Origin of the sequence: Cryocola sp. 340MFSha3.1 (assembly GCF_000383315.1) — a bacterium.
In the GTDB taxonomy this organism is placed as follows: domain Bacteria; phylum Actinomycetota; class Actinomycetes; order Actinomycetales; family Microbacteriaceae; genus Leifsonia.
Window position 1 is genome coordinate 1,770,249 of record NZ_KB911087.1, and the last position, 24,601, is coordinate 1,794,849.

Genomic DNA, 24,601 nt, shown 5'->3' on the forward strand with positions numbered 1-24,601 from the left:
GTCGCCCTGCGGCGTCAGACCTCGAAGTCGACCGCGGCCCGAGAGCCCACGACGGAGCGGATGTACCCCGCCACCTCGAGGTGGGCGGGGTGGTCGAGGTACGCCTGGATGCCGTCCAGGTCGTCGAAGTCGCTGATCAGCACGACGTCGAAGTTGTCGCCCGGCACCACGTTGACGCCGACCTGGAGCGAACGCAGCTGCGGGATGACGGCGGGAAGCGACTCCAGGCCGCGCTTGATCTCCGCGGCCTGCTCGGCGCGCTCCGTCTCGTCGCTGGTCGCGAGCTTCCACGAGACGACGTGGCGGATGGTCATTCGGCCTCCAGGAGTGCGGTGCGCAGGCGCGTCGGGTCGACCCGCCAGTAGGTGTGGACGCGTCCATCGACGAGCACGACGGGGATCTCCTCCACGTACTTCTCGTGGAGGTCGGCGTCCTGCAGGATGTCCCACTCCTCCACGGTCACCGCGGGTGATCCGGCCGGCAGCTGGTCGATGACCGAGTGGATGACCTCCCGCGCGTCATCGCACAGGTGGCAGCCGGGCTTGCCGATGAGAGTCAGGGAGACGGTGGACACGAATCCACTCTAGACGCAGCAAAAAGCGCCGGACCGGATGGACCGACGCTTGGAGCCGCAGACTCGAGGTCTACTTCTTGTTGCGACGCTGGTGGCGCGTCTTGCGAAGAAGCTTGCGGTGCTTCTTCTTCGCCATACGCTTGCGACGCTTCTTGATAACGGAACCCACGTGGACCTCACAAAGAATCGGGGGCATGCCGCGGGGCGCGCGGCGACACGAGCAGCCAGTCTACCTGACGTCACGCAGAGTCCGCGACGCCGCCCTCTCGGAACGTCGCGGCTTGCAGCAACTGGTCGACCGCGGACTCCGGAACACGGAACGATCGACCGAAGCGGATGGCGGGCAGCTCTCCCGAATGGACGAGCCGGTACACGGTCATACGGGAGACGCGCATCATGTCGGCCACCTCGGCGACCGTCAGGAAGCGCACGTCCCTCAGATCGTGTGCCATTCGTCCGTCCTCCTCTTTCCGGTCATCGTACTCGCGGAGGGTCAGTCCTTGCGCCACTTCTTCGGCGTCACGCGCTCGGTCGCCGACGACACCCGGTGACGCGTGTCGGCGAGCACCTTGCCGACGGTGCTCGCGAACTCGCGCGTCTCCTCCGCCAGCCGGACGCTCAGCTCCATGTCCTCGTCGGATGCCGTGAACGGAATGATCCAGTCCTCGACCGCCACCAGAGGGCCGGCATCCAGGCTGTAATAGCGGTGCTGACCCTCCTCGCGCACAGACACGAGGCCCGCCTCGCGCAGCACTTTCAGGTGCTTTGACACCGTCGGCTGGCTCAGCTCGAGCGTCGCGACGATCTCGGAAACGGATATCTCGCCCACGGAATGCGCCGCGTCCGTATTGCGATCGAGCAGCACGCGCAGAATGTCGCGCCGCGTCGGATCGGCGATCACGTCGAAGATGTCGGCCATGTCCCCAGGCTAGCCATTCCCCCGACGCAGTACCATGTCCGAAGCCCGCCCGACAGCCGAAGACGACGGGAAGGACGAGACATGAGCGCCACCACCCGGGCGGTCCCCGGACGGCCCGCGTCGGCCGTCGGGCGCCTCCGTGCGGCACTCAACGGGTTCGCGGCCCGCAGCCCGTCCCGGTTCGCGATCCTCGTCTTCGCCCTTCTGATCCTCGTCTTCACGCTGCTGTTCTCGCTGCCGATCTCCTCGTCGAACGGACGGTGGACGCCGCTGGCGGACTCCCTGTTCACCGCGGTCTCGGTCATTTGCGTGACCGGGCTCGCGACCGTCGACATGGCGACCCACTGGTCCGTGTTCGGGCATCTGCTCGTCTACATCGGCGTGCAGGTCGGCGCCGTCGGCGTGCTGACCATGGCATCCATCCTCGGGCTGGTCATCTCGCGGAAGCTCGGGCTGCGCGCCAAGCTGATGGCGGCGAGCGACAGCAACCCGCTCCGCGTGCACGGGGGCCCGGTCGCCGAAGGACAGGCGGTCCGGCTGGGCGAGGTCGGCAAGCTGCTCACCACCGTCGCGATCAGCATGGTCGTCATCGAGGGCGCCGTGGCCCTGCTGCTGTTCCCGCGGATGCTCATCGCGGGCATCGACGTCGGCACGGCCGCGTGGGAGTCGATCTACTACTCGGCCATGGCGTTCACCAACACCGGGTTCACGCCCAACCGCGAAGGCATCGACGCGTTCGCGACCGACTACTGGTTCCTGAGCGCACTGATGATCGGCGTGTTCCTCGGCGCGATCGGGTTCCCGGTCATCCTGGCCATCGCCTCCAATCTGCGTCAGAAGCGGCGGCGATGGTCCATCCACGTGAAGCTGACGCTGCTCACGTCGGTGATCCTGCTCGTCGCCGGGGCGGTGCTCTACATCGTCCTCGAATACGACAACCCGAAGACGTTCGGCCGGCTGGATGCCGGGCACACGGTGTTCCAGTCGTTCTTCCTGTCGACCATGGCCCGGTCGGGCGGGTTCTCGACCATCCCCATCGACGACCTGCACGGGTCGAGCCTGCTCGTCACCGACATGCTCATGTTCATCGGCGGAGGGTCCGCATCCACCGCCGGCGGCATCAAGGTCACGACGCTGGCCGTCCTCTTCCTGGCCGCGTTCGCCGAGGCGCGTGGGGTGGAGTCGATGGATGCGTTCCGCCGCCGCATCCCCATCGACGTGCTGCGGCTGTCGGTCGCCGTTGCGCTCTGGGGCGCGACGATCGTGGCGGTGTCGAGCATCCTCATCCTGCAGATCACCAAAGCGCCGCTCGACCACGTGCTGTTCGACGTGATCTCGGCGTTCGCGACGTGCGGTCTGTCCACCGGTCTGACCGAGCGGCTTCCGGACGCCGGCGTCTACGTCATGGCCGCGACGATGTTCTGCGGGCGCGTTGGTACAGTGACTCTCGCCGCGGCGCTGGCCCAGAGCCAACGCCGCCAGCTGTACCACAACCCGGAGGAGAGGCCGCTCGTTGGTTGACCGGATCAGACACAACGCGCCCGTCCTCGTCATCGGACTCGGCCGGTTCGGCGCCGCGACGGCCGGGCAGCTCGACCGCCTCGGCCGCGAGGTGCTCGCGATCGACACGGATGCGAACCTCGTGCAGAAGTGGGCCGACCGCGTGACCCACACCGTGCAGGCCGACGCGCGTTCGATCGAGACGCTGCGGCAGATCGGCGCTGAGGACTTCTCCATCGGGGTCGTCGCCGTCGGATCGTCGATCGAGGCGAGCGTGCTGATCACGGCGAACCTCGTCGACCTGAAGGTGCCCCAGATCTGGGCGAAGGCGATCTCGAAGTCGCACGGCAAGATCCTGGAGCGCATCGGCGCCAACCACGTGATCTACCCGGAGGCGGAGGCGGGCGAGCGGGCGGCGCACCTGGTGTCCGGCCGGATGCTCGACTTCATCGAGTTCGACGACGACTTCGCGCTGGTCAAGATGTACCCGCCGAAGCCGATCCGCGGCCTGCGTCTGGGCGCATCCGGTGTCCGCTCCAAGTACAACATCACGGTCGTCGGCGTGAAGAGCCCCGGCAAGCCGTTCACCTACGCGACGCCCGACACGGTCGTCTCCGACCACGACCTCGTCATCGTCTCGGGCGCCTCCGCCGACATCGAGCGCTTCGCCGCCCTCGACGCCTGACCCTCCCCGCCCTCGCCCCTCTCCCCCCACCGTCGAGTCCGCAAACTTTGCACGCTCCGGGGCCGTCCGGCGTGCAAAGTTTGTGGACTCGACGGCGGGGCTGTGGATAGGTCGGTCCGGGCAGGACCGAGGCGCTTGGGTAGGGGGATGGATGAGCACGGCGTACGGACGAGAGAACTGCTGCGGGACGGGGTCTCGTGGCGCACGGTCTACGGGCAGAAGCTGCACCGCCCCTTCTTCGGGATGCGCTGCGCCACCGAGCCAGCGGGACACATTGCGCTCTGTCGTGCTGCCGCAGTCATACTGCCCGCTGAGGCCCTGTTCAGCCATCGTTCGGCTGCCGTCATCCACGGGATGCCGCTGCCCGGCTGGGCCGAACCCGAAGAAGTCGAGATCTCGGTGTTCGAGCCGACGCGGCCCCCTCGTGTCCGCGGGATCGTCTCCCATCAGCTGACCCCCGACGAACATCGGTGGGCAGTTGTCGACGGGCTCCGCGTGATCGCCGCTCAGGACACGTGGGCCCAGCTGAGCACCCGGTTGCAGGTTCCCGACCTGGTCGCCATCGGAGACTTCCTGATCACAGGTGACGAGCCGTACTCCCAGAAGCCGCCGCTGCTGACCCGCGCCGACCTTGAGGCGGCGGTTCGACGGCACGGCCGACGGCGCGGCGTTACGACTCTCCGGCAGGCGCTGGCGCGCATCCGCTACGGCTCCCTCTCACCCCAGGAGTCCCGCCTGCGCGTGGCGCTCGAGGACTCGGGCCTTCCCGCGCCGGAGCTCAATCACGTGGTCCGTGCATCGGACGGCGATCGGGTGGAAGCCATGATCGACCTCGCGTATCCCGCAGCCCGCGTCGCCATCGAGTACCTCGGTGATCACCACCGGACGGACACGTCGACGTATAGAAACGACATCCGTCGCCGGGAGCGCCTGGTCGACTCGGGATGGGACGTCATCTTCGTGACCGCCGCGGACCCTTTCGACGACGTCGCGCTGCGGGTCCGTCGCGCCCTCCACCGGTCGAGTACGCGATAACTGCACGGAATCCACCCCCGCAGCGGTAAGTCTTTGCGGACTCGACGGTGGGGCTTGAGGGGGTGGGGAAGGGCTCGGGGGCGGTCAGCCGGCGGCGAGCTCGCGCGCGCGGGCGAGGGCGGCGTCGGTCGCGCGGGCGAAGAGAGCGGGGAGGTCGGCCTCGGAGAGGACGGCGATCGCCCGCTCGGTGGTGCCGTTCGGGCTGGTGACGCGGCGGCGCAGCTCGGCCGGGTCCTCGCCGGAGGAGACCAGCAGCTCGGACGCCCCGAGGAACGTCCCGTTGACGAGGGTCGCCGCCTGCTCGGGCGTGAAGCCCTTCTGCACGGCCGCCTCGGTCAGCGCCTCGATGAGGAGGAACACGTACGCCGGGCCGGATCCCGAGATCGTGCTCAGCGCATCCAGCTGCGACTCCGGCACCTCGACCACCTCGCCGACCGTCTCGAACAGGGCGCGCACGACCTGCAGGTCTTCCGGATCGGTGCGCGAGCCCGCGCTGATGCCGGTCACCGCCTTGCCGACGACGGCCGGAGTGTTCGGCATCGAGCGGACGACGGAGACCGAGTCCGGCAGAAGCGACTCCATCGTCTCCGTGGTGACCCCGGCCGCCACGCTGACGACGACGGTCCCCGGCGCCAACGAGTCGGTGATCTCGGCCAGGAGGTCGCGGACCATCGCCGGCTTCACCGCGACGATCACGACCTGCGCTCCATCGACCGCGAGCCGGTTGGCGTCCGCCTTCGTCTCCGTCGCGTAGGAGGTCACGCCCGGCGTCCCGGCGAGCTCCGCCGCCCGCGCCTCCGACCGGTTCGTGACCCGAATCCCGGCGACCTGCACGCCCGGCGCGAGCAGACCGCTCAGGATCGCACGGCCCATGGAGCCCGCACCGAGCATCGCGATGGTCGGAAGGGTCACGTTCTGCGCGTCGTCCATGCGGCCATCCTAGGATGAAGGGCATGAGCGCATCCGGCGGTAACAGAGCGATCATCGCTGCTTTCGCGGCCAACCTGGGGATCGCCCTGACCAAGTTCATCGCGTGGGCGTTCTCGGGCTCGTCGTCGATGCTCGCGGAGGGCGTGCACTCGGTCGCCGACTCGGGCAACCAGCTGCTCCTGCTCCTCGGCGGTCGGCAGTCGCGCCGCAAGGCCGACCGCGAGCATCCCTTCGGCTACGGGCGCGAGCGCTACGTCTACGCCTTCGTCGTCTCCATCATCCTGTTCTCTGTCGGCGGCGTGTTCTCCATCTACGAGGGGATCGAGAAGCTCGCCCACCCGCACCCGCTCGAGAACGCCTGGCTGCCGATCCTGGTGCTGCTCATCGCCATCGGTCTGGAGTCCTTCTCGCTGCGCACGGCGGTCCACGAGTCCCGCCCGCACAAGAAGGGGATGTCGTGGCCGCAGTTCGTGCGCCGCGCGAAGGCTCCCGAACTCCCCGTGGTCCTGCTCGAGGATGTGGCGGCGCTGACCGGCCTCGTCTTCGCCCTGATCGGCGTCGGCCTGACGATCATCACCGGCAACAGCGTCTGGGACGGCATCGGCACCCTCTTCATCGGCGCGCTGCTGGTCGCGGTCGCCGTCGTGCTGGGTATCGAGACGAAGAGCCTGCTCGTCGGCGAGGGCGCGTCGGACGCCGATCTCGCCGCGATCGAGAGCGCGGTGACGTCCGGCCCCGAGGTGGAGCGCATCATCCATATGAAGACCCTGTACCTCGGCCCGGACGAGCTGATGGTGGCCGCGAAGCTCGCGTTCTCGGGCGAGCACCGCCTCGCGGACGTCGCCGCGGCGATCGATGTCGTCGAGCACCGCATCCGTGAAGCCGTCCCCGCGGCGCGCGTCATCTACATCGAGCCGGACGTATGGGTCGACCCCAACGAGGCCGCTCCCGCAACCGACACCATCGTCATCAAAGGACTCGAGTGACCCGCACCGCCGTCATCCTGCAGCACGACCCCAGCATCCACCTCGGCAACATCGGTCCGGTCCTGACCGAGCACGGCTACGACCTGCGGATCGTGGATGTGACGACGGAGGACGTTTCGGCGATCGACCCGGCGGAGGCCGACCTCGTCGTCGTCCTCGGCGGGGAGATGGGCGCATACCAGACCGACGAGTTCCCCTTCCTCGAACAGGAGAAGGAGCTGCTGCGGGAGCGCATCGCCGCGGAGCGTCCCGTGCTCGGTGTGTGCCTCGGCGCTCAGCTGATGGCCGGCGCGCTCGGCGAGCGCGTCTACAAGGGTGAAACCACCCAGATCGGTTACCGCCGGGTCGAGCCGACGACAGCCGGCGCGGACTCGCCGATCCGCCACTTCGATGGCGTTCCGGTCGTGGAGTGGCACGGCGACACGTTCGAACTGCCGGAGCAGGCGACGCTGCTGGCCTCCTCCAGCGACTACTCGAACGAGGCGTTCGCGATCGGCGGCTTCGCGCTCGCCGTGCAGTTCCATCCCGAGGTCACGGATGAGATGCACGAGGCGTGGGTCGCTGACGGATACAACGAGCTGGATGAACTGGCCATCGACCCGGACGCCCTCCGACGCGACCGCGAGGTGTACTCGGCGCGGATGCAGGAGGCGTCGCGCGCGGCGTTCTCGGAGTGGCTGGAGCGCCTTCCCGCCTGACCGGTCGTGCTGTCAGCGCCCAGCGTTGAGAGCCCGGCGTTCAGCGCTTGGCGCGGAAGAAGTCCAGAAGCACTTCGCCGCAGTCCTCCGCGAGCACGCCCGCGAACACCTCGACGCGATGGTTGAGGCGGCGATCGCGCAGGACGTCGTACACCGATCCCGCGGCGCCCGCCTTCTCGTCCCAGGCGCCGAACACCACGGTCGGCACGCGTGCCGCCAGCACGGCGCCCGCGCACATCACGCACGGCTCCAGCGTGACCACGAGCGTGCATCCCTCGAGGTGCCAGTCGTCGCGGATCGCCGCCGCCTCCCGCAGGGCCAGCACCTCGGCGTGCGCCGTCGGGTCATGCCGGAGCTCGCGTTCGTTGCGGCCCCGTCCGATGACCTCGCCGTGCTCGTCGAGCACGAGGGCGGCCACCGGCACGTCGCCCGTGTCGAAGGCGAGCCGGGCGTCGTCGAGCGCGCGCCGCATCCACTGCTCGTAGTCGCTGGGCACGGGCAGGCTCACGGCGGTCCTCTCGGCGTTCGGGGGTTCGGCTAGCCTTGAGCCTATGCGAGTGCACGTTGCGGACCACCCACTCATCACCCACAAGCTGACGGTGCTCCGTGACAAGCGGACGCCGTCGCCGGTGTTCCGCCAGCTCACCGAGGAGCTCGTGACGCTGCTCGCGTACGAGGCGACGCGCGGTGTCCGTGTGCAGCCCGTCGAGATCCAGACCCCGGTCACCACCACGACCGGCGTCGCCCTGAGCGAGCCGCGCCCGCTCGTCGTCCCGATCCTGCGTGCGGGCCTCGGGATGCTCGAGGGGATGGTGCGGCTCATGCCGACCGCCGAGGTCGGCTTCCTCGGCATGGTCCGCAACGAGGAGACACTCGAGCCGACCACCTACGCCGAGCGACTTCCGATGGACCTGTCCGACCGGCAGTGCTTCGTGCTGGACCCGATGCTCGCCACGGGCGGGTCGCTCGGCGCAGCGATCGAGTTCCTCTTCGCGCGCAACGCCGTCGACGTGACGGCCATCTGCCTGCTCGCGGCCCCGGAGGGTCTCGAGGCGCTCGAGAAGGCGACGGAAGGCCGCAATGTGACCATCGTCCTGGGCGCGCTCGACGAGCGCCTGAACGAGAACGGCTACATCGTTCCAGGCCTCGGAGACGCCGGCGACCGCCTCTACGGCACCGTGTAGCCGCACGAAACATTGCGTAATGATTTGACACGTCGAGTCATCGTCGGTTTTACTAACCTGCATGACTGACAACTCGCGTACCCTGACCTCCTTCGAGGCCCTTGGGGATGCCGGCATGATGATGGCCGGCCGCGACTCCGTCATGTGTTGCCGAATGTGTCGCTGATCTGACGACCCTCGCCGAGCAGCAGCCCTCCGACGTCATCTCGTCGTGACCGGGCGCACGCTCCCCGGGAGCGCCACACTCACGCTCCCGCGCATCCGCCCCACCGTCTAGGGGCACACAACACGACATTCCCCGGAATCCCTGCACTCCGCCGTACCCGCGGAGCTTCATCGCATCGGGATCCGGAACATCATCACTAAGGACTCGATTCCCATGTCTCTGGCCACCATCGACACCGCCTTCCCCCGCACTTCCGCCGTCTCCCCCGTCAGCCCGGTCCGTCCGGCTCCCGCTCCCGCCGCCGAGCCGGCTCCCCGTATCCGCGCCGTGCCCGAGGGCACCGAGGCCCGCGGCTTCGTGCTCTACGTCGGCATCGACGAGGCGAAGGCCGCCGCCGCAGGCACCGATCTCGGCCGCATCGTGGAGGCGCTGAAGCGTCTCACCGCCGAGATCGCCCCGACCGCTGAGACCTACGCCGCCGTCGCCCTCGCCCCGGCCGGCGCCGGTGGACGCGACGTGGATGTGGTGCGCCTCGCCCTGCAGGACCCGGCCGCCATCGCGAAGCACCGCCACGCTGTCACCGTCGACGAGGATGAGGACCGCGCCGCATCCGGCGTCGTCGTCGACATCTCGCGGAAGCGTCTCGTGCTCGACAACCAGACCGTCGCGCTGACCTACAAGGAGTTCGAGCTTCTGCAGTACCTCGTGCTCCGCGAGGGCCGCACCATCGAGCGCTCCGAGCTCATCTCGTCGCTGTGGAGCGGCGCGGACGAGGATGAGATCCCGAACGAGCGCACCATCGACGTGCACGTGCGCCGCCTGCGCGCGAAGCTGGGCCGCTACGAGGACATCGTGCGCACGGTCCGTGGAGTCGGCTACCGCTTCGACCGTCACGCCGACGTCTCGATCCGCTACGCGAGCGCTCCCTCCCCCGACCTCTTCTAACCGCCCCGCCCCGCCCCGCCCCGGCGCCCACCGCCGAGTCCGCAAAGACTTACCGCTTCTCGGGGGAGAAACGTACAAATTGTGCGGACTCGACGGTGGGCGGATGGAGCGAGCGGTCAGGCGGAGCGCTGGTAGACGCGGAAGGCGCTGGTCGCCCAGGCGGCCATGACGACCGCGAGCGCCGCCAGCAGACCGGCGTGCGCCCACAGTGTCGCCCAGTCGGGATGCGCGCTGAGCGCCTGGCGACCGACGATCACCGCCCACTCGAACGGGTTGTAGGCGGAGACGTTCTGCACCCACTCCGGCGAGAGCTTCGTGTTCATGATCGCCGAGCTGAGGAACATCAGCGGCAGCGTGATGAGCTGCGAGATTCCGATCAGCGCCGTCTGCTCGCGCGCCAGCAGCGCGACCGCGTTCGACAGCGAGCAGAACACCGCGGTCAGCAGCACCACTCCGAGGAGGAGAAGCAGGATGCCGACGACGCCTCCCTCGAACCGCGCCCCCGCCCAGAACGCGATGCCGACCACCACCAGCGACTGCACCACCGCGAGCAGCGACTGGTAGACGAGCGTCGACACGATCATCGCGCCGCGGTTCGTCGGCGAGGTGAGGAAGCGGTCCATCACGCCGCGATCCATGTCCTGGATGTACACGGTCCCCGACCACGCGGACCCGAACAGCGCCAGCATCATCACGACGCCGGGCGTGAGGTACTCCAGGTAGCTCTGGCCGACGCCGAAGCCGGGGATGTCGATCACCGACTTGAACAGCTGACCGAACAGCAGGAGCCAGATCACCGGCTGCACCAGGTTCATCACCAGGAAGGCCGGCATCCGCCAGGCGGCGCGCAGCTGCCGTCCGGTCAGCAGCAGCGTGTGCGTCAGGAAGGTGGGGCCGTTCCGCCGCTGCGGACGGGATGCGGGAAGGGCGGTCGTGGTCATGATGCGTTCTCCAGGACGAACTCGGCGGACTCCTGCGCCCGCGTGAAGGTGCGGCCGGTGTGCCGCAGGTAGACGTCGTCCAGGCTGGGCCGCGCGACAGTGGCGGAGGCGACGGCGACGCCCGCGGCCTCCAGTGCGGCGAGCGCCAGCGGGAGCGTCGCAGCGCCGTTGTCGGCGCGGGCGCGCAGGGTGCGGCCGTCTCCGCCCACCTCGCGGAGCGCATCCACCCGCTGCAGGGCGGTGAGCCCCGCGAACGGATCGGCGTCGCCGGCCAGCTCGACGATCACGGCGTCGCCGCGGAGGTCGTTCTTGAGCTCCTCGGGCGTGCCGCCGGCGACCACCCGGCCGTGGTCGACGATCGCCAGCCGGTCGGCCAGACGGTCCGCCTCGTCGAGATAGTGGGTCGTCAGCAGCACGGTCAGGTTCTCGGCGGTCGTCATCCGTTCGAGCTCCAGCCAGAGCTCGGCACGCGCCTCCGGGTCGAGGCCGGTGGTCGGCTCGTCGAGGAACAGCACCTCCGGCCGGTGCATGAGGCCGATCGCCACATCCAGCTTCCGTGCCATGCCGCCGGAGTAGGTCTTCACCTGGCGGCGGGCGTGGTCGGTCAGGCCGAAGCGGTCGAGGAGTTCACGTGCGCGGGCCGCGGCCTCCCGGCCGGACATCCCCTGCAGCCGGCCGGCCAGCACGAGGTTCTCCACTCCCGTGTCCATCGGGTCGGACACGGGCTTCTGGGCGACGAACCCGAGGGCACGGCGGACGCGCGCCGGATGGCGCGCGACGTCGATGCCCGCGACGTAGGCCGTTCCCGAGTCCGGGCGGGTGAGCGTCGACAGGATCTTCATGGTCGTCGACTTGCCGGCGCCGTTGGGTCCGAGCAGGCCGAACACGGTGCCTTTCTCGGCCACGAAGCCGAGGTCGTCGAGGGCGCGGAGCGGAGGCTTCCCCCGCCCTCCTGGATAGGTCTTCACGAGGTGGTCGGCGGCGAGCGCCGGCCCGTTTGCGGTTGGCATGGTGGCTTCTCTCTTTCAGGTAGGCAGCCACCGACAGGGATATCCTTGAAGACAGCCCTCGGTGACTGTTGACGCAGGTTCCTCACGGAACGACTGAAGGTGTGGATGGCCGGAGAGTTGCCGCTCTCCGGCCATCGTTCTGTGGCACGAGGCCTTACGACAGGAACAGCTCGGCCGCCTCCTTTCCGAAGGCACCCGCGGCGATGCGCTCGCGCAGCTCCTCCATGCCGATCCCCTGGGCGAGCAGCTCATGCAGCTGCTCCCACCAGTCGTAGCCGCCGATCGAGCGGTCGCGGATGCGTGCGGCCAGGCCGGCCACGAACGTGCGCTCCGCCTGGAGCACGGCCATCCGGTAGTGGAACTCGACCATGAAGAGCTCCGGGAGGCCGCTCGCCTCCGCCAGCAGGACGGTGCGTTCGGCGATGTCGGCGTCGATCCGGTCGCGCCGGCGCTCGAGCAGATCGGCTGCGACCTGCGGCGGCAGCATCGGAAGGAGCGAGAGGCCGGTTTCGATGGCCGGGTACTCCTTGACCGGGATCTCGACGAGCTCCCGCAGCCATTCCTCGGACTCCTGCCGCCCGGCCGGCGTGATCGCGTAGACGACGCGCTCCGGCCGGTTGCCCTCGCGCTCGGTCTGCGACACCTCGATGAAGCCGTGCTTCTCGAGCGACTTGATGACGGCGTAGAGCGACCCGAAGTTCAGGCGGATGCTGTCTTCCTTCCCGCGCTCCTTCATGGTCGTCGTCATCTCGTACGGGTACATCGGCCGCTCCCAGAGGCAGGCCAGGACGGCCAACGCCAGCGGGTTGGATACCGCACGCTTCGCCATGACGCCTCCTCCGGGTGTGGATTACTCTGAGTAGAGTACTCGATTCAGAGTAACGCTGTCCACCCTCGCGGCTCAAGGGGTTCGCATACCCGTACTCGCGACCTCCCGCCTCGACGCACGCGATTACGGTTTTCCCGTGGACGACCCGACTTTTCTCCTCCCCGAGGTGGCGGCTTCGCGGATCGGCATCGGAGAGCTGCAGGTGCACGAACTCATCGCGGCCGGCGGGCTTCGTACCGTGTTCTACCGCGGAGCCGTGCGGATAGCCCTCGACGAAGTGAACCGTTATCTCGAGAGCCTGTCCGACGTCTCACGCACGTAGTCGGCTCGGGGAGACCATTTCACCGTCGATTCGGCGAGGAACCGTGCTCTCATCGGTGAGTTCTTCGGGAAGCAACGCGGGCGGGCAGTCCTGGTACGCGATCGGTGTGAGGAACCTGCGGATCGCCGTTGCACCGACCGATGTGTGGATGGACGACGTTGTCGCCGGCCACGGCCCGCCGTGGTGCTGCCCCCACGCTATGGCGACGCCGGTCGGCCAGCTGTTGAAGATCACCCGTCCGGACCGGGCCGAAAGCTGCTCGACCAGGGCGGCGATGTCGTCGGAGTCCTCTATGTGGAGTGTCGCTGTGAGCGAACCCTCCACCTGCACCAGTCCGACAGACAGGTCCCGGTCCTCGCGGTACCGCACCACGACAGCGAACGGGCCGAAGCACTCGTGCACGAAGTAGTCATGGCGGTCGAGGAACTGGCCCAGGTCGACCGTGACGACGACCGGGTCCGTCTCTCCGACCGCGGCGCAGCCTCGGAGGATGCTTCTCCCGTCGAATTCTCCCCGGGCGACGTGGTGGTCGAACGCGGCGGTCACGTGTTCGGTGAGAAGCATCTGTGACGGCGCCAGCAGCAGTTGCTCTTCTATGGCGGCGACGAGGGCGTCTCCGGCATCGCTGTCGGGGACGAACACGAGTCCCGGTTTGGTGCAGTACTGTCCGCCATCCCGGGTGAAGGAGCCCACGAAGCCGGCCGCGATGCTCGGCCCCCGGCGTCTGGCGGCCGCCTCGGTGACCACGACCGGATTGATGCTGCCCAGCTCCCCGTAGAACGGGATCGGCGCCGACCGGGCGCAGGCGATGTCGAAGAGCGCTCGGCCGCCAGCGGTCGAGCCGGTGAAGCCCACCGCCCGGATCGCCGGGTGCCGGACGAGATCGACGCCGTCCTCCACCCCTTCGACGAGGTCGAAGACACCGGGGGGCGCGCCGGCATCCGAGAGCACGCCCCGGGCCAGCTCCGCGACGCGTCGCGACAGCAGCGGGTGTCCTGGGTGGGCTTTGACGACCACGGGGCAGCCGGCCGCGAGGGCCGACGCCGTGTCGTTGCCGAGCACCGAGAACGCGAACGGGAAGTTCGATGCAGCGAAGACGCCGACCGGCCCGAGCGGGCGGAGGATCCGCCGGAGGTCGGGCCTCGGCGGGGTGAGAGTGGCATCCGCGGTATCGATGGTGGCCTCGAGGTACGACCCTTCGAGCACCACCCCCGCGAAGAACCTCAATTGGGCGGCCGTCCTGGTGACCTCCCCGTCGAGACGGGACGTCGACAGGTGTGTCTCCTCTGCAGCGAGTTGCACCAGCTCGTCCCTGTGCGCCTCGAGCACGGCCGCAAGCGCGTCGAGCCAGCGGGCGCGGTCCGGACGCGGACTCGCCGCGACAAGCGCGGCCGCGTCGGCCGCGGCGACCGCTGCTTCCTCGACCGGGACCGGGCGGCTCATGCGAACGCCGCCAGTCCCGTGAGCGCACGACCGATCACGAGCGCGTGGATGTCGTCGGTGCCCTCGTAGGTGCGGACGGCCTCCAGGTTGGCGGCATGGCGCATGACCGGCCACTCGCTCGTGATGCCGTCGCCCGCGAGGATGGCACGCGCGGTGTGCGCGATCTCCAGCGCCTCCCGGACGTTGTTCAGCTTTCCGACGCTGATCTGCGCGGGTGTGAGCGCGCCGCTCTCTTTGAGCCGGCCCAGGCGATGGGCGAGGAGGATGCCCTTCTCGTACTCCAGCAGCATGTCGGCGAGCTTCGCCTGCGTGAGCTGGTGCTTGCCGATCGGCTTGCCGAACACCGAGCGCGACGTGCTGCGTTCGAGAGCCGCCTCCAAGCAGGCGCGAGCCGCCCCCATGACGCCCCACACGATCCCGAATCGGGCTTCGTTGAGGCAGCCGAAGGGGCCGGACAGTCCCTCGGCGCCGGAAAGGATCGCGTCCTCGGGCAGCCGGACGCCGTCCAGGACGATGTCGCACTGGATGGATGCGCGCATGGCGAGCTTGCCGTCGATCGGCGTCGCGGTGAAGCCGGGTGAGTCGGTGGGGACGAGGAAACCGCGCACCCCCTCGCCCGTGGCGGCCCAGACGACCGCGACGTCGGCGACGCTGGCCAACCCGATCCACCGCTTCGTGCCCTCCAGGATCCACCCATCGCCCTCGCGCCGGGCGGTCGTCGACATCGCGGCGGGGTCGCTGCCCCCGTGGGCCTCGGTCAGGGCGAAGCAGCCGATGGCTTCGCCGCGCGCCATCCGCGGGAGCCACTCCTCCTTCTGCGCCTCCGACCCGTACTTGTGGATCGCCAACATCGCCAGCGACCCTTGCACCGAGACGAAAGTGCGCCATGCACTGTCGGCGGCCTCGAGCTCGAGGCACACCAGCCCGTATGCGACGGCACCCGCGCCGGCGCATCCATAGCCCGAGAGGTGCATGCCGAGGAACCCCTGCTCCCCGAGCGGAGCGACCAGTTCACGGCGGAAGCGCGCGTGCTCGGCGTCGTCGTCGATCACCGGGAGGATTCGTTCACGGGCGAAGGCACGGGCCTTGGCCTGCCACTCCCGCTCCGTCGGGCTGAGGAGATCGTCGTAGTCGAACACTTGCTGCAGCTGGGTGGTCATTCGTGGGTTCTTTCTCTCGTCGGCTGAGGCGCTAGTCCGCCCAGAGTGCGCCGTCGTGCTCGCCCAGCGCCGGGGCGGCGCGGACGTACCGTGCGGGGTGGTCGGACAAGCGGATGGGGTTCGCGGGCTGTGCGCTGGAGCGGCCGGTCGCCGGGTCGACGAACCGGGCGATCGGTTCCAGCCCGAGGGATTCGGCGAACGCGAACGCCTCGGGGACGGTGTTCACGAGACCAGCGGGGACTCCTGCCGCTCCGAGCGCCTCGACCCAGGAAGACGCCTCCGCCGAGCGGAGCGCATCCTCGATCAGCGCGCGAAGCTCCTCGCGGTTGCGTACGCGGTCCGCGTTGGTCGCGAACCTCGGGTCGTCGGCCAGGTCGATGTCGAGCGTTTCACACATCCGACGGAACTGGCGGTCGTTCCCGACGGCGATCACCAGCCGGCGGTCGGCCGCCAGGTAGACGTCGTAGGGAGCGATGCTGGGGTGCCCGTTGCCCAACCGCGGCGGAGACTGCCCGGTCGCGATCGCGCTGGACGCCTGATTCGTCAACGCCGACAGCAGGGACGAGAGCAGGTCGACCTCGACCAACCCGCCGCGCCCGGTCCGTTCCCGCGCCCGCAACGCCATCAGCACACCGGACAGGGCGTGCGATCCGGTGATGACGTCGACGAGGGCGACCCCGACCTTGGTCGGGGCACGATCCGGCTCACCCGTGATGCTCATCAGGCCGCCCAGTGCTTGGACGAGGAGGTCGTATCCCGGGAGGGCCGTGGACGAGCCGAAGCCCGTGATGGTGCAGTAGACCAGCCCAGGGTTGGCTCGCCGCAGCGTCGGTTCGTCGAGACCGAAGCCGGCCATCACGCCGGGGCGGAAGTTCTCGACCAGCACGTCGGCGCTCTCGGCGAGCGTCCTGGCGCGAGCGACGCCCTCCGACGTGCGAAGGTCGCACACCACGGAGCGCTTGTTGCGGTTGACCGACGCGAAGTACGTGGAGTTGCCGTCGGCATCCACCGGCGGCGCCCAGCGGCGGGTGTCGTCGCCGGCGGGACTCTCCACCTTGACGACGTCGGCGCCGTGATCGGCCATCATCATCGTCGCGTAGGGGCCGGCGAGGACACGGGAGAAGTCGACGACGCGGACTCCGGAGAGCATTCAGCCCTCCGGCAGCCGATGGCGGCGGATGCGGATGTGGCGCTGCTGCGAGAACCCGGTGAGCCCCTCCGGGCCGAGCTCCCTGCCGAAACCGGACATCTTCCAGCCTCCGAACGGCGCCTGGAGCTCGGTGACGTCGTTCACGTTGACACCGACCCCTCCGGCGTGGAGACCCTCCGCGACCGCCCACGCGCGGTCGAGGTCGCGGCCGTAGACGTAGGCGGCGAGACCGAACGGCGTCGCATTGGCCAAGGCGGTGACGCTCTCGTCCGGTGCGAAACGATGGACGGCGACCACAGGCCCGAAGGTCTCCTCGTTCATCGAGAGCGCCGTGGTGGGGACGTTGTCGAGCACGGTCGGCTGGAAGAACAGACCGTCCGGAAGGTCCTTCAGCGTCGCCCTCGAGCCTCCCGCCGCCAGGGTCGCGCCCCGGGAGAGAGCATCGTCGATGTGCGCCCGGGCGGTGTCGATGACGCCGGAGGTGGTGGCGGGTCCGCACGTCACGTCTCCGTCCGTCCCGTGGCCCAGACGGATCCGCGACGCCTCCTCGGCGAGCGCGGCGACGAAGTCGTCGGCAAGCGAGTCCGCGACGAGCACGCGGTTCACGGCGATGCAGATCTGCCCGGTGTTCGAGAACGACCGGCGCGCGGCGGCCGCGGCGGCCTCCGCGACGTCGGCGTCATCGAGGACGATGAACGGGCTGTGACCCCCGAGTTCCAATGAGAGGCGCTTCATCGTGTCGGCGGCGGTCCGCATCAACGCCTGCCCGGTCCGCGTCGAGGCCGTGGCTGTGATCATGTCGATCCGCGGGTGCGCCGCCAGCCGCTGTCCCGCCTCGATCCCGCCGGGGAGATCGGCCAGCACACCGGCGGGGAGGCCGGCGTCGTGGAGCGTCTGCACGAGCAGCCCGACGGCCAGCGGAGTCTCCACCGGCGGCTTGACGATCACCGCGTTGCCGGCCGCGAGAGCCGGGCCGATCTTCCAGCAGTAGAGATCGATCGGGTAGTTCCAGGGGACGATCGCCCCGACGATGCCGACGGGCGCCCAGCTGACGATGGACCGGATGTCGGCTCTGTCGCTCGGACGGACGCTACCCCCGAGCCGCCTGCCCTCCTCCGCGTAGTAGTCGAGCACGACCGCCCCGAACAGGATCTCCTTGCGGCTGTCGGCCAGCGGCTTGCCCTGTTCGAGCGTGAGCACCGCGGCGATGTCGTCCACGCGCTCGTTCACGAGGGCCGCCGCCCGGTGGAGGATGGCGGCGCGCTCCGACGCGGACATCCGCGACCAGGTCGAGAACCCGGCCAGCGCTGCATCGACCGCGAGGTCGACGTCGGCCGCGCCGGCCACCGAGGAGCGGCCGACCGGGAGTCGGGTGGCCGGGTCGACGACGTCGATGGTCTCGCCCGACGAACTCGCGACCCAGCGGCCGCCGATGTAGAGGGACCTGTCCATGCGCTACTTCACCACCGGCGCCGAGAACTCGCGGTCGCGCAGCCGCCGCCAGAGGTCCGCGTAGTTGCGGTCGTTCTGCTGGTGGGCTTCGGTCGTGCGGTTCGAATTCGTGTTGACCATGATCATCGGCTGGTAACCGCGGGCGACCAGCGACGCGGTGGCGGACGCGTTGATGGCGTGCGAGACCGCGACGGCGACCGACGTGGACGTGGGGCCGACGGGATACTCCAGGCCGTCGATGAACTGAGACGCGTCTTCGAGCGGGATGCCCGTGTCCACCGTGACATCGGCGATCTCGAAGAGGCGCTTGCCCGACGAGTGTCTGCTGGCGACCTGGGACGAGTGCGGGACGCTGGTCACGCCGATGACCTTCAGCCCGCGCTCCTTGAACTCGATCGCCATGTCGAGGATGACGGCGTTGATGCCCGAGTGGCTGAACAGGATGAGCGCGTCACCTTCCTTGATCTGGTGGGAGCGCAGGATGGCCTTGCCGTATCCCTCCTGCGTGTGGAGGAACCGGTACTGGGCCGTTCCCATGTCTCCGAGCACGTGGTGCATCAGAGCGATGGACGTCTCCACGATCGGACGGAAGCCGGTGACGCCTCCAGTCCGGGGAAACGTCTCGAGCGCGGCAAACCCGCCGTGCCCGGTCCCGAACGCGAAGACGAGACCGTCTCCCTCGATCGTGTCGGCGCAGATGGCGCCGGCAGCCGAGATGTTCTCCTCCTGGGTGTCGCGGACCCAGGCGAGCTTGGCGATGACGTCGTCGAGGTAGCTGTGCGCGATGGTCATAGTGGTGTCCTCTCTGGACGGATGGGGATGGGTCAGAAGGTGTCGGGTTCGGCGACGAGCGCGTCGAATCCGGCGCGGAGCAGTCGCGCCTCGGCCTCGATCCGCTCGTCGTGCGGGAGCTTCTCGCGGGTGCTCCCGTCGACGCTGGCGAGGCAGAGGGAGGCGGCCGCCACGCCGAGCGCCCGCGCCGCGACGAAGAGGGCGCTGGTCTCCATGTCGGCCGCGATCACGCCGTTCGCCGCGTGGAACGCGAGCGTCTCCGCGGCCCTGGTCGACGCCGGGTCGAGATCGAACATGTCCGTGTAGAAGCCGTCGAACGTCGCGTACAGGCCGGAGCGCGTGGGGGTGCCGCTCGCCGTGGCCGCGCGTTCCGCGCGGCGGGTGAGGTCGAAGTCGGGCACCGCGGGATACTCGACGGGGAGGTATCCGGCGGACGTCCCCTCGTTCCGGACAGCGCCGTGCGCGACGACGAAGTCGCCGAGGCGTGTGGGGCCGAGCGTGAGCGCGGTGCCGAGCCGGATGAACTGGGTCACGCCGAGGGTACTGAGCTCGTGGAGCACGATGGCCGCGATCGGCGCGCCCATCCCGAAGGCGCTGACCGTGATCCGCTCTCCGCGGTAGGTGCCCGTGGCCGTCGTGAGCCCACGGTCCTCGTTGAGCACGACGGCGTCCTCGAGGATGGTGGCCGCGATCGCCACACGTCCGCGATCGCCCACGAGGACGGCGCGGTCGCCGACGTCGTCACGTCCGCATCGGAGGTACCAGGCGGTGGGAGGGGTGGACGTCACGGTGTCTCCTTGGTGATCGAGAGGGGGGTGCGGTGGCGGCGTTCGAGCATCGCTGCGGACGCTTCGGTGGAGGCCACCAGGTGCTGGTGGAGCTGTTGGGGCGTGAGCGCGCCGGCGGGCCGTTCGGCTGCCAGGAGCGCGGTGAGCGTTCCGATGAAGGTGTCGCCTGCACCGGTGGCGTCCGCGGCGGCGACGGGGACGACCTCGACCGAACCGGCCAGGGCCGGGTCGCCGACGACCGCGTAGTCGACGCCGCGCGCTCCCCGGGTCTCCACCAGAAGCGTCCCGGGGCGGACTCGGGCCTCGGGTCGGGCTCCACCGTCGCTCAGGAAGGGTGCCTCGCCGGAGCTGAAGCTCACGAGCGCGGAGCGACGGAGAAGGCGCTCGACGAGCTCGGGAGGAAACGCCGACGCGTCCGACTTGACCGCCCACGCCAGCCGGGTCGTGTCCGGGAGGAGGTCGAGCACCTGCTCGACGATGTGCCGAGGGGCGACGGTCAGGAGGCACCAGTCCGCGGCAACCAGGATCGCGGCCTGCGCGGGGGTGAGCTCGCTCCCGTGGCAGTCTCCCGGGTCAAAGAGGCAGATCGTCCCGCCCGCCTCGAAGTGGATGAGGGTCGATGTTGGCGTCCGGGAGCCGGAGACGGCGACGCCCGCGTCCGAAGCACCGTGCGAGCGGAGCGCCGCGCGCCAGCGGTCGCCGTTCTCGTCGGCGCCGACCCAGCTGACCGCGTCGGCCTCGGCCCCGGCGAGGTGGATCGCGCTGGTGATGTGGACGATGCCGCCGGCATTCCCGTCGGCGAGCTTCGGGCCGACGATGCTGGTGGCGTCGAGTCCCTGGAACCGCGGCGACCGGACCGTTGAGTCCAGGCTCGCGTATCCGACGACGGCCAGCCGATGCACAGAACCCGCCGTCATCGGAGCGCGTCCAGCGCCTGGTCGAGCGTCGGCACGCTCCCCATGTACCGCTCGATGTCCTCGAGGCTGGCAGCCGCCAGGTGGGGCCGGTTGGAGTTCGTCGTCTCGCGGGGGACGAGGACCTCGAAGCCGCCGGCGAAGGCGTCCTGAGCCGTGGCCCGGATGCACACGTTCGTCTTGACGCCCACGATCATGACCCGGCGGATGTCCTGCTCTCGGAGGAGGAGGTCGAGGTCGGTCGCATAAAACGCCGAGAACCTCCGCTTGGTCACCTCGACCTCTCGCGGCCCGAACACGGGCTCGAAGCCCGGCACGTACTCCGCGTCGGCGCTCCCCTCCTGATGGTGGCGCGGGAGCTTGGCGAACTCGAAGTCCTCGACCCCGGCGCGGTGGCGCTCGACGGCGTGCACGACGAACGCGTCGCTCGCCCTGGCCTGGTCGAGGAGCAGGTGGATGGGGTCGAGCGTGAGCGGAGCGTCCGGGTAGTAGTTCGCCTCCAACGGTCGGTAGAACGATGCGATCACGTCGACGAGCACGAGGGCGGTCTGTGCGGTCGTTGGTGCTGTGGTCACGGTGGGTGCCTCCTGGAGAGGGTCAGACGAGCCGGCGGGCGTTGCGGCGCTGCTCGCGGATCGCGGTCAGCGTGAGGACGAGGACGACGGCCACATACGGCAGCGTCGAGATGAGGTCGGGCGAGAGGCCGCCGACGGTCTGCAGACGGATCTGGAGAGCGTCGAAGAAGCCGAAGAGCACGCACGCGAGGGCCGTCGGCAACGGTCGGGACCGGCCGAAGTAGAAGGCGGCCAGCGCGACGAAGCCACGGCCCGCCGTCATGTTCTCGTTGAACAGCCCGACGGCTCCCAGGCTGAGGGCGACACCTCCCAGACCGGCAAGGGCCCCGGCGATGATCCCGGCGATGTCGCGGATGCGAAGGGTGCGGAGACCGAGTGACGTGCTGATCCCGGCCGACGCGCCGCTCGCCCGCAACCGGAGGCCGCCCGGTGTCCTGGCGAGGACCCAGGCGATCAGCGGGACCAGGGCGATCGTCAGCCAGAAGAGCGGGTCCTTGCCGGAGAGCACGGCTCCGAGGACGGGGACGTCGTCGATGCCCGGGATCGTGATCGCCGGAAGCCGCTGCAGGCCGGGGACGTGGAGTGTCCCGGAGACCGAGAAGACCGACCGGAGCACGTAGCCGACCAGACCGAGCACGACGATGTTGAAGCCGAGACCCACGATGATCTCGTTGGCCTTCAGCCGTGTGATGATCGCGCTCATCAGCCACCCGGACAGCGCACCGGCTGCCGCTCCCCCGAGCACCCCGAGGAGCCAGTTCTGACTGGCGCCGCTCACGAGCGCTCCGATGAACGCGCCGACCAGCATGTGCGCTTCCAGTCCGATGTTGACGATCCCGGCCCGACGGTGGATGGCGCCTCCCAGGGCGGCGAGCGCGATCGGCACGGAGAGGACGAGGGCGGAGGCGATGATGTCGTCGATCACGCGTCGTCCCTTCCCGCGCCGCGACGGGCGCGTTTCATGAAGCGGGGGATCGCGAAGGACGCCACCGCGAAGACCATCACGGTGCCCTGGAGGATGTCGATCAGCTGGATCGGGATGTTGACGAAGAGTTGGACGGTCGCCCCCGCGGAGTTGAGGGCGCCGAAGAGGATCGCTCCGACCACGATGCCGATGGGATTGAACCGTGCAAGCAGGGCGATGGCGATGCCGGTGAAGCCGAAGCTCGCCGAGAAGCCGCTGGTGTACCGGTGGACGATGCCGAGCGCGTGAGCACCGCCGCCGAGACCGCCGATCAGCCCAGCGCCGAGGATCGCGACGAAGACGACCAGACGGACCCGGAGCCCCTGCGCGAGGGAGAAGCGCGGTGCGCTCCCGACGGCACGGAACTCGAAGCCGAGGACCGAGCGACGCATCCACACGGCGTACCCGGCGACGACGACGATGGCGATGATGAGTCCGACGTTGGCCTGGTTCGGCGGGTTCAGTGGCGGTAGCTCGGCGGCCGGTGCGACGTAGGCCGTAGCCGAGTTGGCCTGACCACGCTGCTGGAAGAAGGCCTGGACGCTCCAATTGGCCACCCCGATGACGATGAAGTTGAACATCAGTGTGGTGACGACCTCGTCGACCGACCAGCGCGCGCGGAGCAGCGCGGGGATTGCGGCCGCCGCACCGCCGGCGACTGTAGCCGACAGGAGGGTGACGGCGACGGCGAGCACTGGGGGCAGGCCGCCGACCGACGAGCCGACGACGGCGGCGGTCAACCCGCCGAGCACGAAGCTGCCCTCCACACCGACGGTGAACACCCCCGCCCGATAGGCGAAGGCGGCGGCCACCGCTGTGAACAGCAGCGGCGTCGCGGCGGCGAGTGTCGCGTCGATCCGGTTGACGTCTCCGAAGGCCTCGCGGACGAGCATCCCATAGACGACGAAGGGGTTGTTGCCGGTCACGGCCAGAACGACTCCCCCGACAATCAGTGCGATCGCCACCGGCAGGCCCGCTCCGCGGACGCCGGCGAGGATGCGCGCCCGGGTGACGCCAGCGCGGGGGCCCGGCACGGCGTCGACGGAGGCGGTGCGCAGTTCGGTCATCTCCCCTCCTCCTCTGTTGTTGGGGTTGTTGCGATCTCACCGAGCATGAGGCGCCCGATCTCGGCGCGGGGCGCATCGCCGGGGAGCGTCCCGGCGACTCTGCCCTGGCAGAGCACGACGATGCGGTCGGCCAGGACATGCAGCTCGTCGAGCTCCTCGCTGAACAGGAGGACCGCGGCGCCATCGTCGCGCGCCTGCCGGAGCAGTTCGTGGATGTAGCCGATCCCGCGGACGTCGACGCCGCGGGTCGGCTGGCTGGCGATCAGGACGCGGGGTTCGTCGATCGTCTCCCGACCGATCACGACGCGCTGCTGGTTGCCGCCGGACAGACTCGATGCGGGGTCCTTCGCCGTGCCGAAGCGCACGGCGGCGCGGTCGAGGACGGCCCGGACCCTGGCGTCGACGGTGGAACGGCGCAACCAACCGGCGCGACCCAGCCGGGAGAGCCCGGACGACGCGATCGCGTTGTCGACGAGGCTCAGGTCGATGCCGAGGCCCTCTCGCTTGCGGTCGGCGCTGACATAGCGGATGCCGAGCCGGCGGCGCCCGCGAACCGTCTCCCGGGTGAGATCGACGCCGTCGAGCAGGATCGATCCGGACGAGGAGTCCCGGATGCCGAGAATCGCCTCCGCGAGCTCCTCCTGCCCGTTGCCCGCCACCGCGGCGACACCGACGATCTCGCAGCGGTGAAGGCTGAACCCGACACCGGAGAGCCGCTGGATCCCACGATCGTCGGCGGCGCTCAACCCGTCGACCACCAGCACGGCCTCGCCGATCGCGGGCCGGCCGGCCTCATCGCGCACCTCCACTGCCTGATCGCCGACGATCAGCTCGGTCAGGCCCGCCCGGTCGACCTCACCGCGGGAGAACGAAGCGACGGTGCGGCCCGAGCGCAGGACGGTGATGTCGTCCGCGATCTCGACCACCTCATCCAGCTTGTGGCTGATGAAGATCACCGTCCGACCCGCCGCGCGCAGCGACAGCAGCAGGCGGAGGAGTTCCGTCGCCTGCGCAGGGGCGAGAACGGCCGTCGGCTCGTCGAGGATGAGCACGTCCGCGCCCCGATACAGCAGTCGCAGGATCTCCACCTGCTGCTGGACGGCGATCGACGCGTGCGCGGCTGACAGGTCCCATTCGATCTCCACCCCGACGACCGCAGCGAGCTCGCGTGCGTCCGCGAGCGCCCGCTTCCGATCCCAGACGAGTCCGGCGCGGGGCTCTGCGCCGAGGACGAGGTTCTCGAGCAGGGTCAGCTCCGGGATGATCGCGAGCTCCTGCTGGACGAGGCCGATACCGCGGGCGATCGCGTCCCGCGGGCCGCTGAAGGTCACATCGGCGTCGTCGACGACGATGGCTCCGGCGTCGGGGGCGTCGAGACCGTAGAGCATGCGCATGAGCGTGGACTTGCCTGCACCGTTCTCTCCGACGATGGCGTGCACGGACCCTCGCCGGACGGTGACGCTCACGTCGACGTTCGCTCGGACGGAACCGAAGGCTCGGCTCACGCCCCGCGCGCCGATCCGGCAGGTCACCGGATCGGCGGCGGGGGTGGTGGGGGGAAGGATGGGCATC

Annotated in this window: 29 protein-coding genes; 8 read left to right on the plus strand and 21 right to left on the minus strand. The window is 69.5% G+C overall.

Annotated features, from left to right (window positions below; genetic code table 11):
• Nucleotides 1–14 precede the first annotated feature (14 nt).
• The 5 genes from H284_RS0108410 to H284_RS0108425 form a co-directional block, all read right to left on the minus strand.
• The gene (locus H284_RS0108410) at nt 15–314 is read right to left on the minus strand and encodes a Dabb family protein (RefSeq protein ID WP_020075896.1); all 300 of its coding nucleotides are present in this window, start codon (nt 312–314) and stop codon (nt 15–17) included.
• Nucleotides 311–574, minus strand: a complete 264-nt coding sequence (locus tag H284_RS0108415; protein ID WP_020075897.1) for a glutaredoxin family protein — start codon at nt 572–574, stop codon at nt 311–313. Before H284_RS0108415 ends, H284_RS0108410 begins: the two co-directional genes overlap by 4 nt.
• 70 nt (nt 575–644) lie before the next feature.
• Nucleotides 645–743: a 30S ribosomal protein bS22 gene (locus H284_RS20695; protein WP_003792170.1), complete on the minus strand. Its 99-nt coding sequence runs from the start codon at nt 741–743 to the stop codon at nt 645–647.
• Between the two features lie 70 nt (nt 744–813).
• Entirely contained in the window at nt 814–1,026 is a 213-nt protein-coding gene (locus H284_RS20050) for a helix-turn-helix domain-containing protein (protein ID WP_020075898.1), read from the minus strand.
• A 41-nt stretch (nt 1,027–1,067) separates the two neighbouring features.
• Nucleotides 1,068–1,493: an ArsR/SmtB family transcription factor gene (locus H284_RS0108425; RefSeq protein ID WP_020075899.1), complete on the minus strand. Its 426-nt coding sequence runs from the start codon at nt 1,491–1,493 to the stop codon at nt 1,068–1,070.
• A gap of 81 nt (nt 1,494–1,574) precedes the next feature.
• Between H284_RS0108425 and H284_RS0108430 the strand changes: the two genes are divergently transcribed.
• From H284_RS0108430 to H284_RS0108440, 3 genes are all read left to right on the plus strand, one after another.
• Nucleotides 1,575–3,014 (plus strand): TrkH family potassium uptake protein, encoded by a 1,440-nt coding sequence (locus tag H284_RS0108430; protein ID WP_020075900.1) that lies wholly within the window; start codon nt 1,575–1,577, stop codon nt 3,012–3,014.
• Complete coding sequence (locus H284_RS0108435; protein WP_018189412.1) at nt 3,007–3,678, plus strand: potassium channel family protein; 672 nt, start codon at nt 3,007–3,009, stop codon at nt 3,676–3,678. The genes H284_RS0108430 and H284_RS0108435 overlap by 8 nt, the downstream gene beginning before the upstream one ends.
• A 147-nt stretch (nt 3,679–3,825) precedes the next feature.
• The gene (locus H284_RS0108440; RefSeq protein ID WP_020075901.1) at nt 3,826–4,713 is read left to right on the plus strand and encodes a putative endonuclease domain-containing protein; all 888 of its coding nucleotides are present in this window, start codon (nt 3,826–3,828) and stop codon (nt 4,711–4,713) included.
• Between the two features lie 84 nt (nt 4,714–4,797).
• Here H284_RS0108440 and proC read toward each other — a convergent pair whose 3' ends face one another.
• Nucleotides 4,798–5,643: a pyrroline-5-carboxylate reductase gene (gene proC, locus H284_RS0108445; RefSeq protein ID WP_020075902.1), complete on the minus strand. Its 846-nt coding sequence runs from the start codon at nt 5,641–5,643 to the stop codon at nt 4,798–4,800.
• A gap of 23 nt (nt 5,644–5,666) precedes the next feature.
• Between proC and H284_RS0108450 the strand changes: the two genes are divergently transcribed.
• Nucleotides 5,667–6,629, plus strand: a complete 963-nt coding sequence (locus H284_RS0108450; RefSeq protein ID WP_020075903.1) for a cation diffusion facilitator family transporter — start codon at nt 5,667–5,669, stop codon at nt 6,627–6,629.
• The gene (locus H284_RS0108455) at nt 6,626–7,327 is read left to right on the plus strand and encodes a glutamine amidotransferase (protein ID WP_018189408.1); all 702 of its coding nucleotides are present in this window, start codon (nt 6,626–6,628) and stop codon (nt 7,325–7,327) included. Before H284_RS0108450 ends, H284_RS0108455 begins: the two co-directional genes overlap by 4 nt.
• 40 nt (nt 7,328–7,367) lie before the next feature.
• Here the strand turns inward: H284_RS0108455 and tadA are convergent, their stop codons facing one another.
• On the minus strand, nt 7,368–7,835 hold the full coding sequence (tadA, locus tag H284_RS0108460) for a tRNA adenosine(34) deaminase TadA (protein WP_020075904.1): 468 nt from the start codon (nt 7,833–7,835) through the stop codon (nt 7,368–7,370).
• A 43-nt stretch (nt 7,836–7,878) separates the two neighbouring features.
• Here tadA and upp point away from each other — a divergent pair, with 43 nt between their 5' ends.
• Nucleotides 7,879–8,511 (plus strand): uracil phosphoribosyltransferase, encoded by a 633-nt coding sequence (gene upp / locus H284_RS0108465; protein WP_026307013.1) that lies wholly within the window; start codon nt 7,879–7,881, stop codon nt 8,509–8,511.
• A gap of 379 nt (nt 8,512–8,890) precedes the next feature.
• Nucleotides 8,891–9,622, plus strand: coding sequence for a winged helix-turn-helix domain-containing protein (locus H284_RS0108470; RefSeq protein WP_020075905.1), 732 nt, complete (start codon nt 8,891–8,893; stop codon nt 9,620–9,622).
• A 116-nt stretch (nt 9,623–9,738) separates the two neighbouring features.
• Here H284_RS0108470 and H284_RS0108475 read toward each other — a convergent pair whose 3' ends face one another.
• The 3 genes from H284_RS0108475 to H284_RS0108485 form a co-directional block, all read right to left on the minus strand.
• Complete coding sequence (locus tag H284_RS0108475; protein ID WP_020075906.1) at nt 9,739–10,563, minus strand: ABC transporter permease; 825 nt, start codon at nt 10,561–10,563, stop codon at nt 9,739–9,741.
• Nucleotides 10,560–11,573, minus strand: a complete 1,014-nt coding sequence (locus H284_RS0108480) for an ABC transporter ATP-binding protein (RefSeq protein ID WP_020075907.1) — start codon at nt 11,571–11,573, stop codon at nt 10,560–10,562. Before H284_RS0108480 ends, H284_RS0108475 begins: the two co-directional genes overlap by 4 nt.
• Nucleotides 11,574–11,727: 154 nt before the next feature.
• Nucleotides 11,728–12,402 carry a PadR family transcriptional regulator gene (locus H284_RS0108485; RefSeq protein WP_020075908.1) on the minus strand — a complete coding sequence of 225 codons (675 nt, stop codon included), beginning with the start codon at nt 12,400–12,402 and terminating at the stop codon, nt 11,728–11,730.
• Between the two features lie 136 nt (nt 12,403–12,538).
• Here H284_RS0108485 and H284_RS0108490 point away from each other — a divergent pair, with 136 nt between their 5' ends.
• Nucleotides 12,539–12,724, plus strand: coding sequence for a MerR family transcriptional regulator (locus tag H284_RS0108490; RefSeq protein WP_020075909.1), 186 nt, complete (start codon nt 12,539–12,541; stop codon nt 12,722–12,724).
• Here H284_RS0108490 and H284_RS0108495 read toward each other — a convergent pair.
• From H284_RS0108495 to H284_RS0108545, 11 genes are read right to left on the minus strand one after another with little or no spacing between them, the layout of a single operon-like run.
• Complete coding sequence (locus tag H284_RS0108495) at nt 12,713–14,167, minus strand: aldehyde dehydrogenase (NADP(+)) (RefSeq protein ID WP_020075910.1); 1,455 nt, start codon at nt 14,165–14,167, stop codon at nt 12,713–12,715. The two genes, H284_RS0108490 and H284_RS0108495, sit on opposite strands and share 12 nt — an antisense overlap.
• On the minus strand, nt 14,164–15,327 hold the full coding sequence (locus tag H284_RS0108500; protein WP_020075911.1) for an acyl-CoA dehydrogenase family protein: 1,164 nt from the start codon (nt 15,325–15,327) through the stop codon (nt 14,164–14,166). Before H284_RS0108500 ends, H284_RS0108495 begins: the two co-directional genes overlap by 4 nt.
• Nucleotides 15,328–15,358: 31 nt before the next feature.
• On the minus strand, nt 15,359–16,477 hold the full coding sequence (locus tag H284_RS0108505) for a CaiB/BaiF CoA transferase family protein (protein WP_020075912.1): 1,119 nt from the start codon (nt 16,475–16,477) through the stop codon (nt 15,359–15,361).
• Entirely contained in the window at nt 16,478–17,929 is a 1,452-nt protein-coding gene (locus H284_RS0108510) for an aldehyde dehydrogenase family protein (RefSeq protein WP_020075913.1), read from the minus strand.
• Between the two features lie 3 nt (nt 17,930–17,932).
• Entirely contained in the window at nt 17,933–18,721 is a 789-nt protein-coding gene (locus H284_RS0108515) for a sugar isomerase domain-containing protein (protein WP_018189396.1), read from the minus strand.
• 32 nt (nt 18,722–18,753) lie between these two features.
• Nucleotides 18,754–19,509 carry a nucleoside phosphorylase gene (locus tag H284_RS0108520; RefSeq protein WP_018189395.1) on the minus strand — a complete coding sequence of 252 codons (756 nt, stop codon included), beginning with the start codon at nt 19,507–19,509 and terminating at the stop codon, nt 18,754–18,756.
• Nucleotides 19,506–20,426 carry a PfkB family carbohydrate kinase gene (locus H284_RS0108525; protein ID WP_018189394.1) on the minus strand — a complete coding sequence of 307 codons (921 nt, stop codon included), beginning with the start codon at nt 20,424–20,426 and terminating at the stop codon, nt 19,506–19,508. Before H284_RS0108525 ends, H284_RS0108520 begins: the two co-directional genes overlap by 4 nt.
• On the minus strand, nt 20,423–20,998 hold the full coding sequence (locus H284_RS0108530) for a cysteine hydrolase family protein (protein WP_018189393.1): 576 nt from the start codon (nt 20,996–20,998) through the stop codon (nt 20,423–20,425). Before H284_RS0108530 ends, H284_RS0108525 begins: the two co-directional genes overlap by 4 nt.
• 22 nt (nt 20,999–21,020) lie before the next feature.
• Nucleotides 21,021–21,923, minus strand: a complete 903-nt coding sequence (locus H284_RS0108535; RefSeq protein ID WP_018189392.1) for an ABC transporter permease — start codon at nt 21,921–21,923, stop codon at nt 21,021–21,023.
• The gene (locus H284_RS0108540; RefSeq protein WP_020075915.1) at nt 21,920–23,029 is read right to left on the minus strand and encodes an ABC transporter permease; all 1,110 of its coding nucleotides are present in this window, start codon (nt 23,027–23,029) and stop codon (nt 21,920–21,922) included. The genes H284_RS0108535 and H284_RS0108540 overlap by 4 nt, the downstream gene beginning before the upstream one ends.
• The gene (locus H284_RS0108545; RefSeq protein ID WP_020075916.1) at nt 23,026–24,600 is read right to left on the minus strand and encodes an ABC transporter ATP-binding protein; all 1,575 of its coding nucleotides are present in this window, start codon (nt 24,598–24,600) and stop codon (nt 23,026–23,028) included. The genes H284_RS0108540 and H284_RS0108545 overlap by 4 nt, the downstream gene beginning before the upstream one ends.
• Nucleotide 24,601 lies beyond the last annotated feature (1 nt).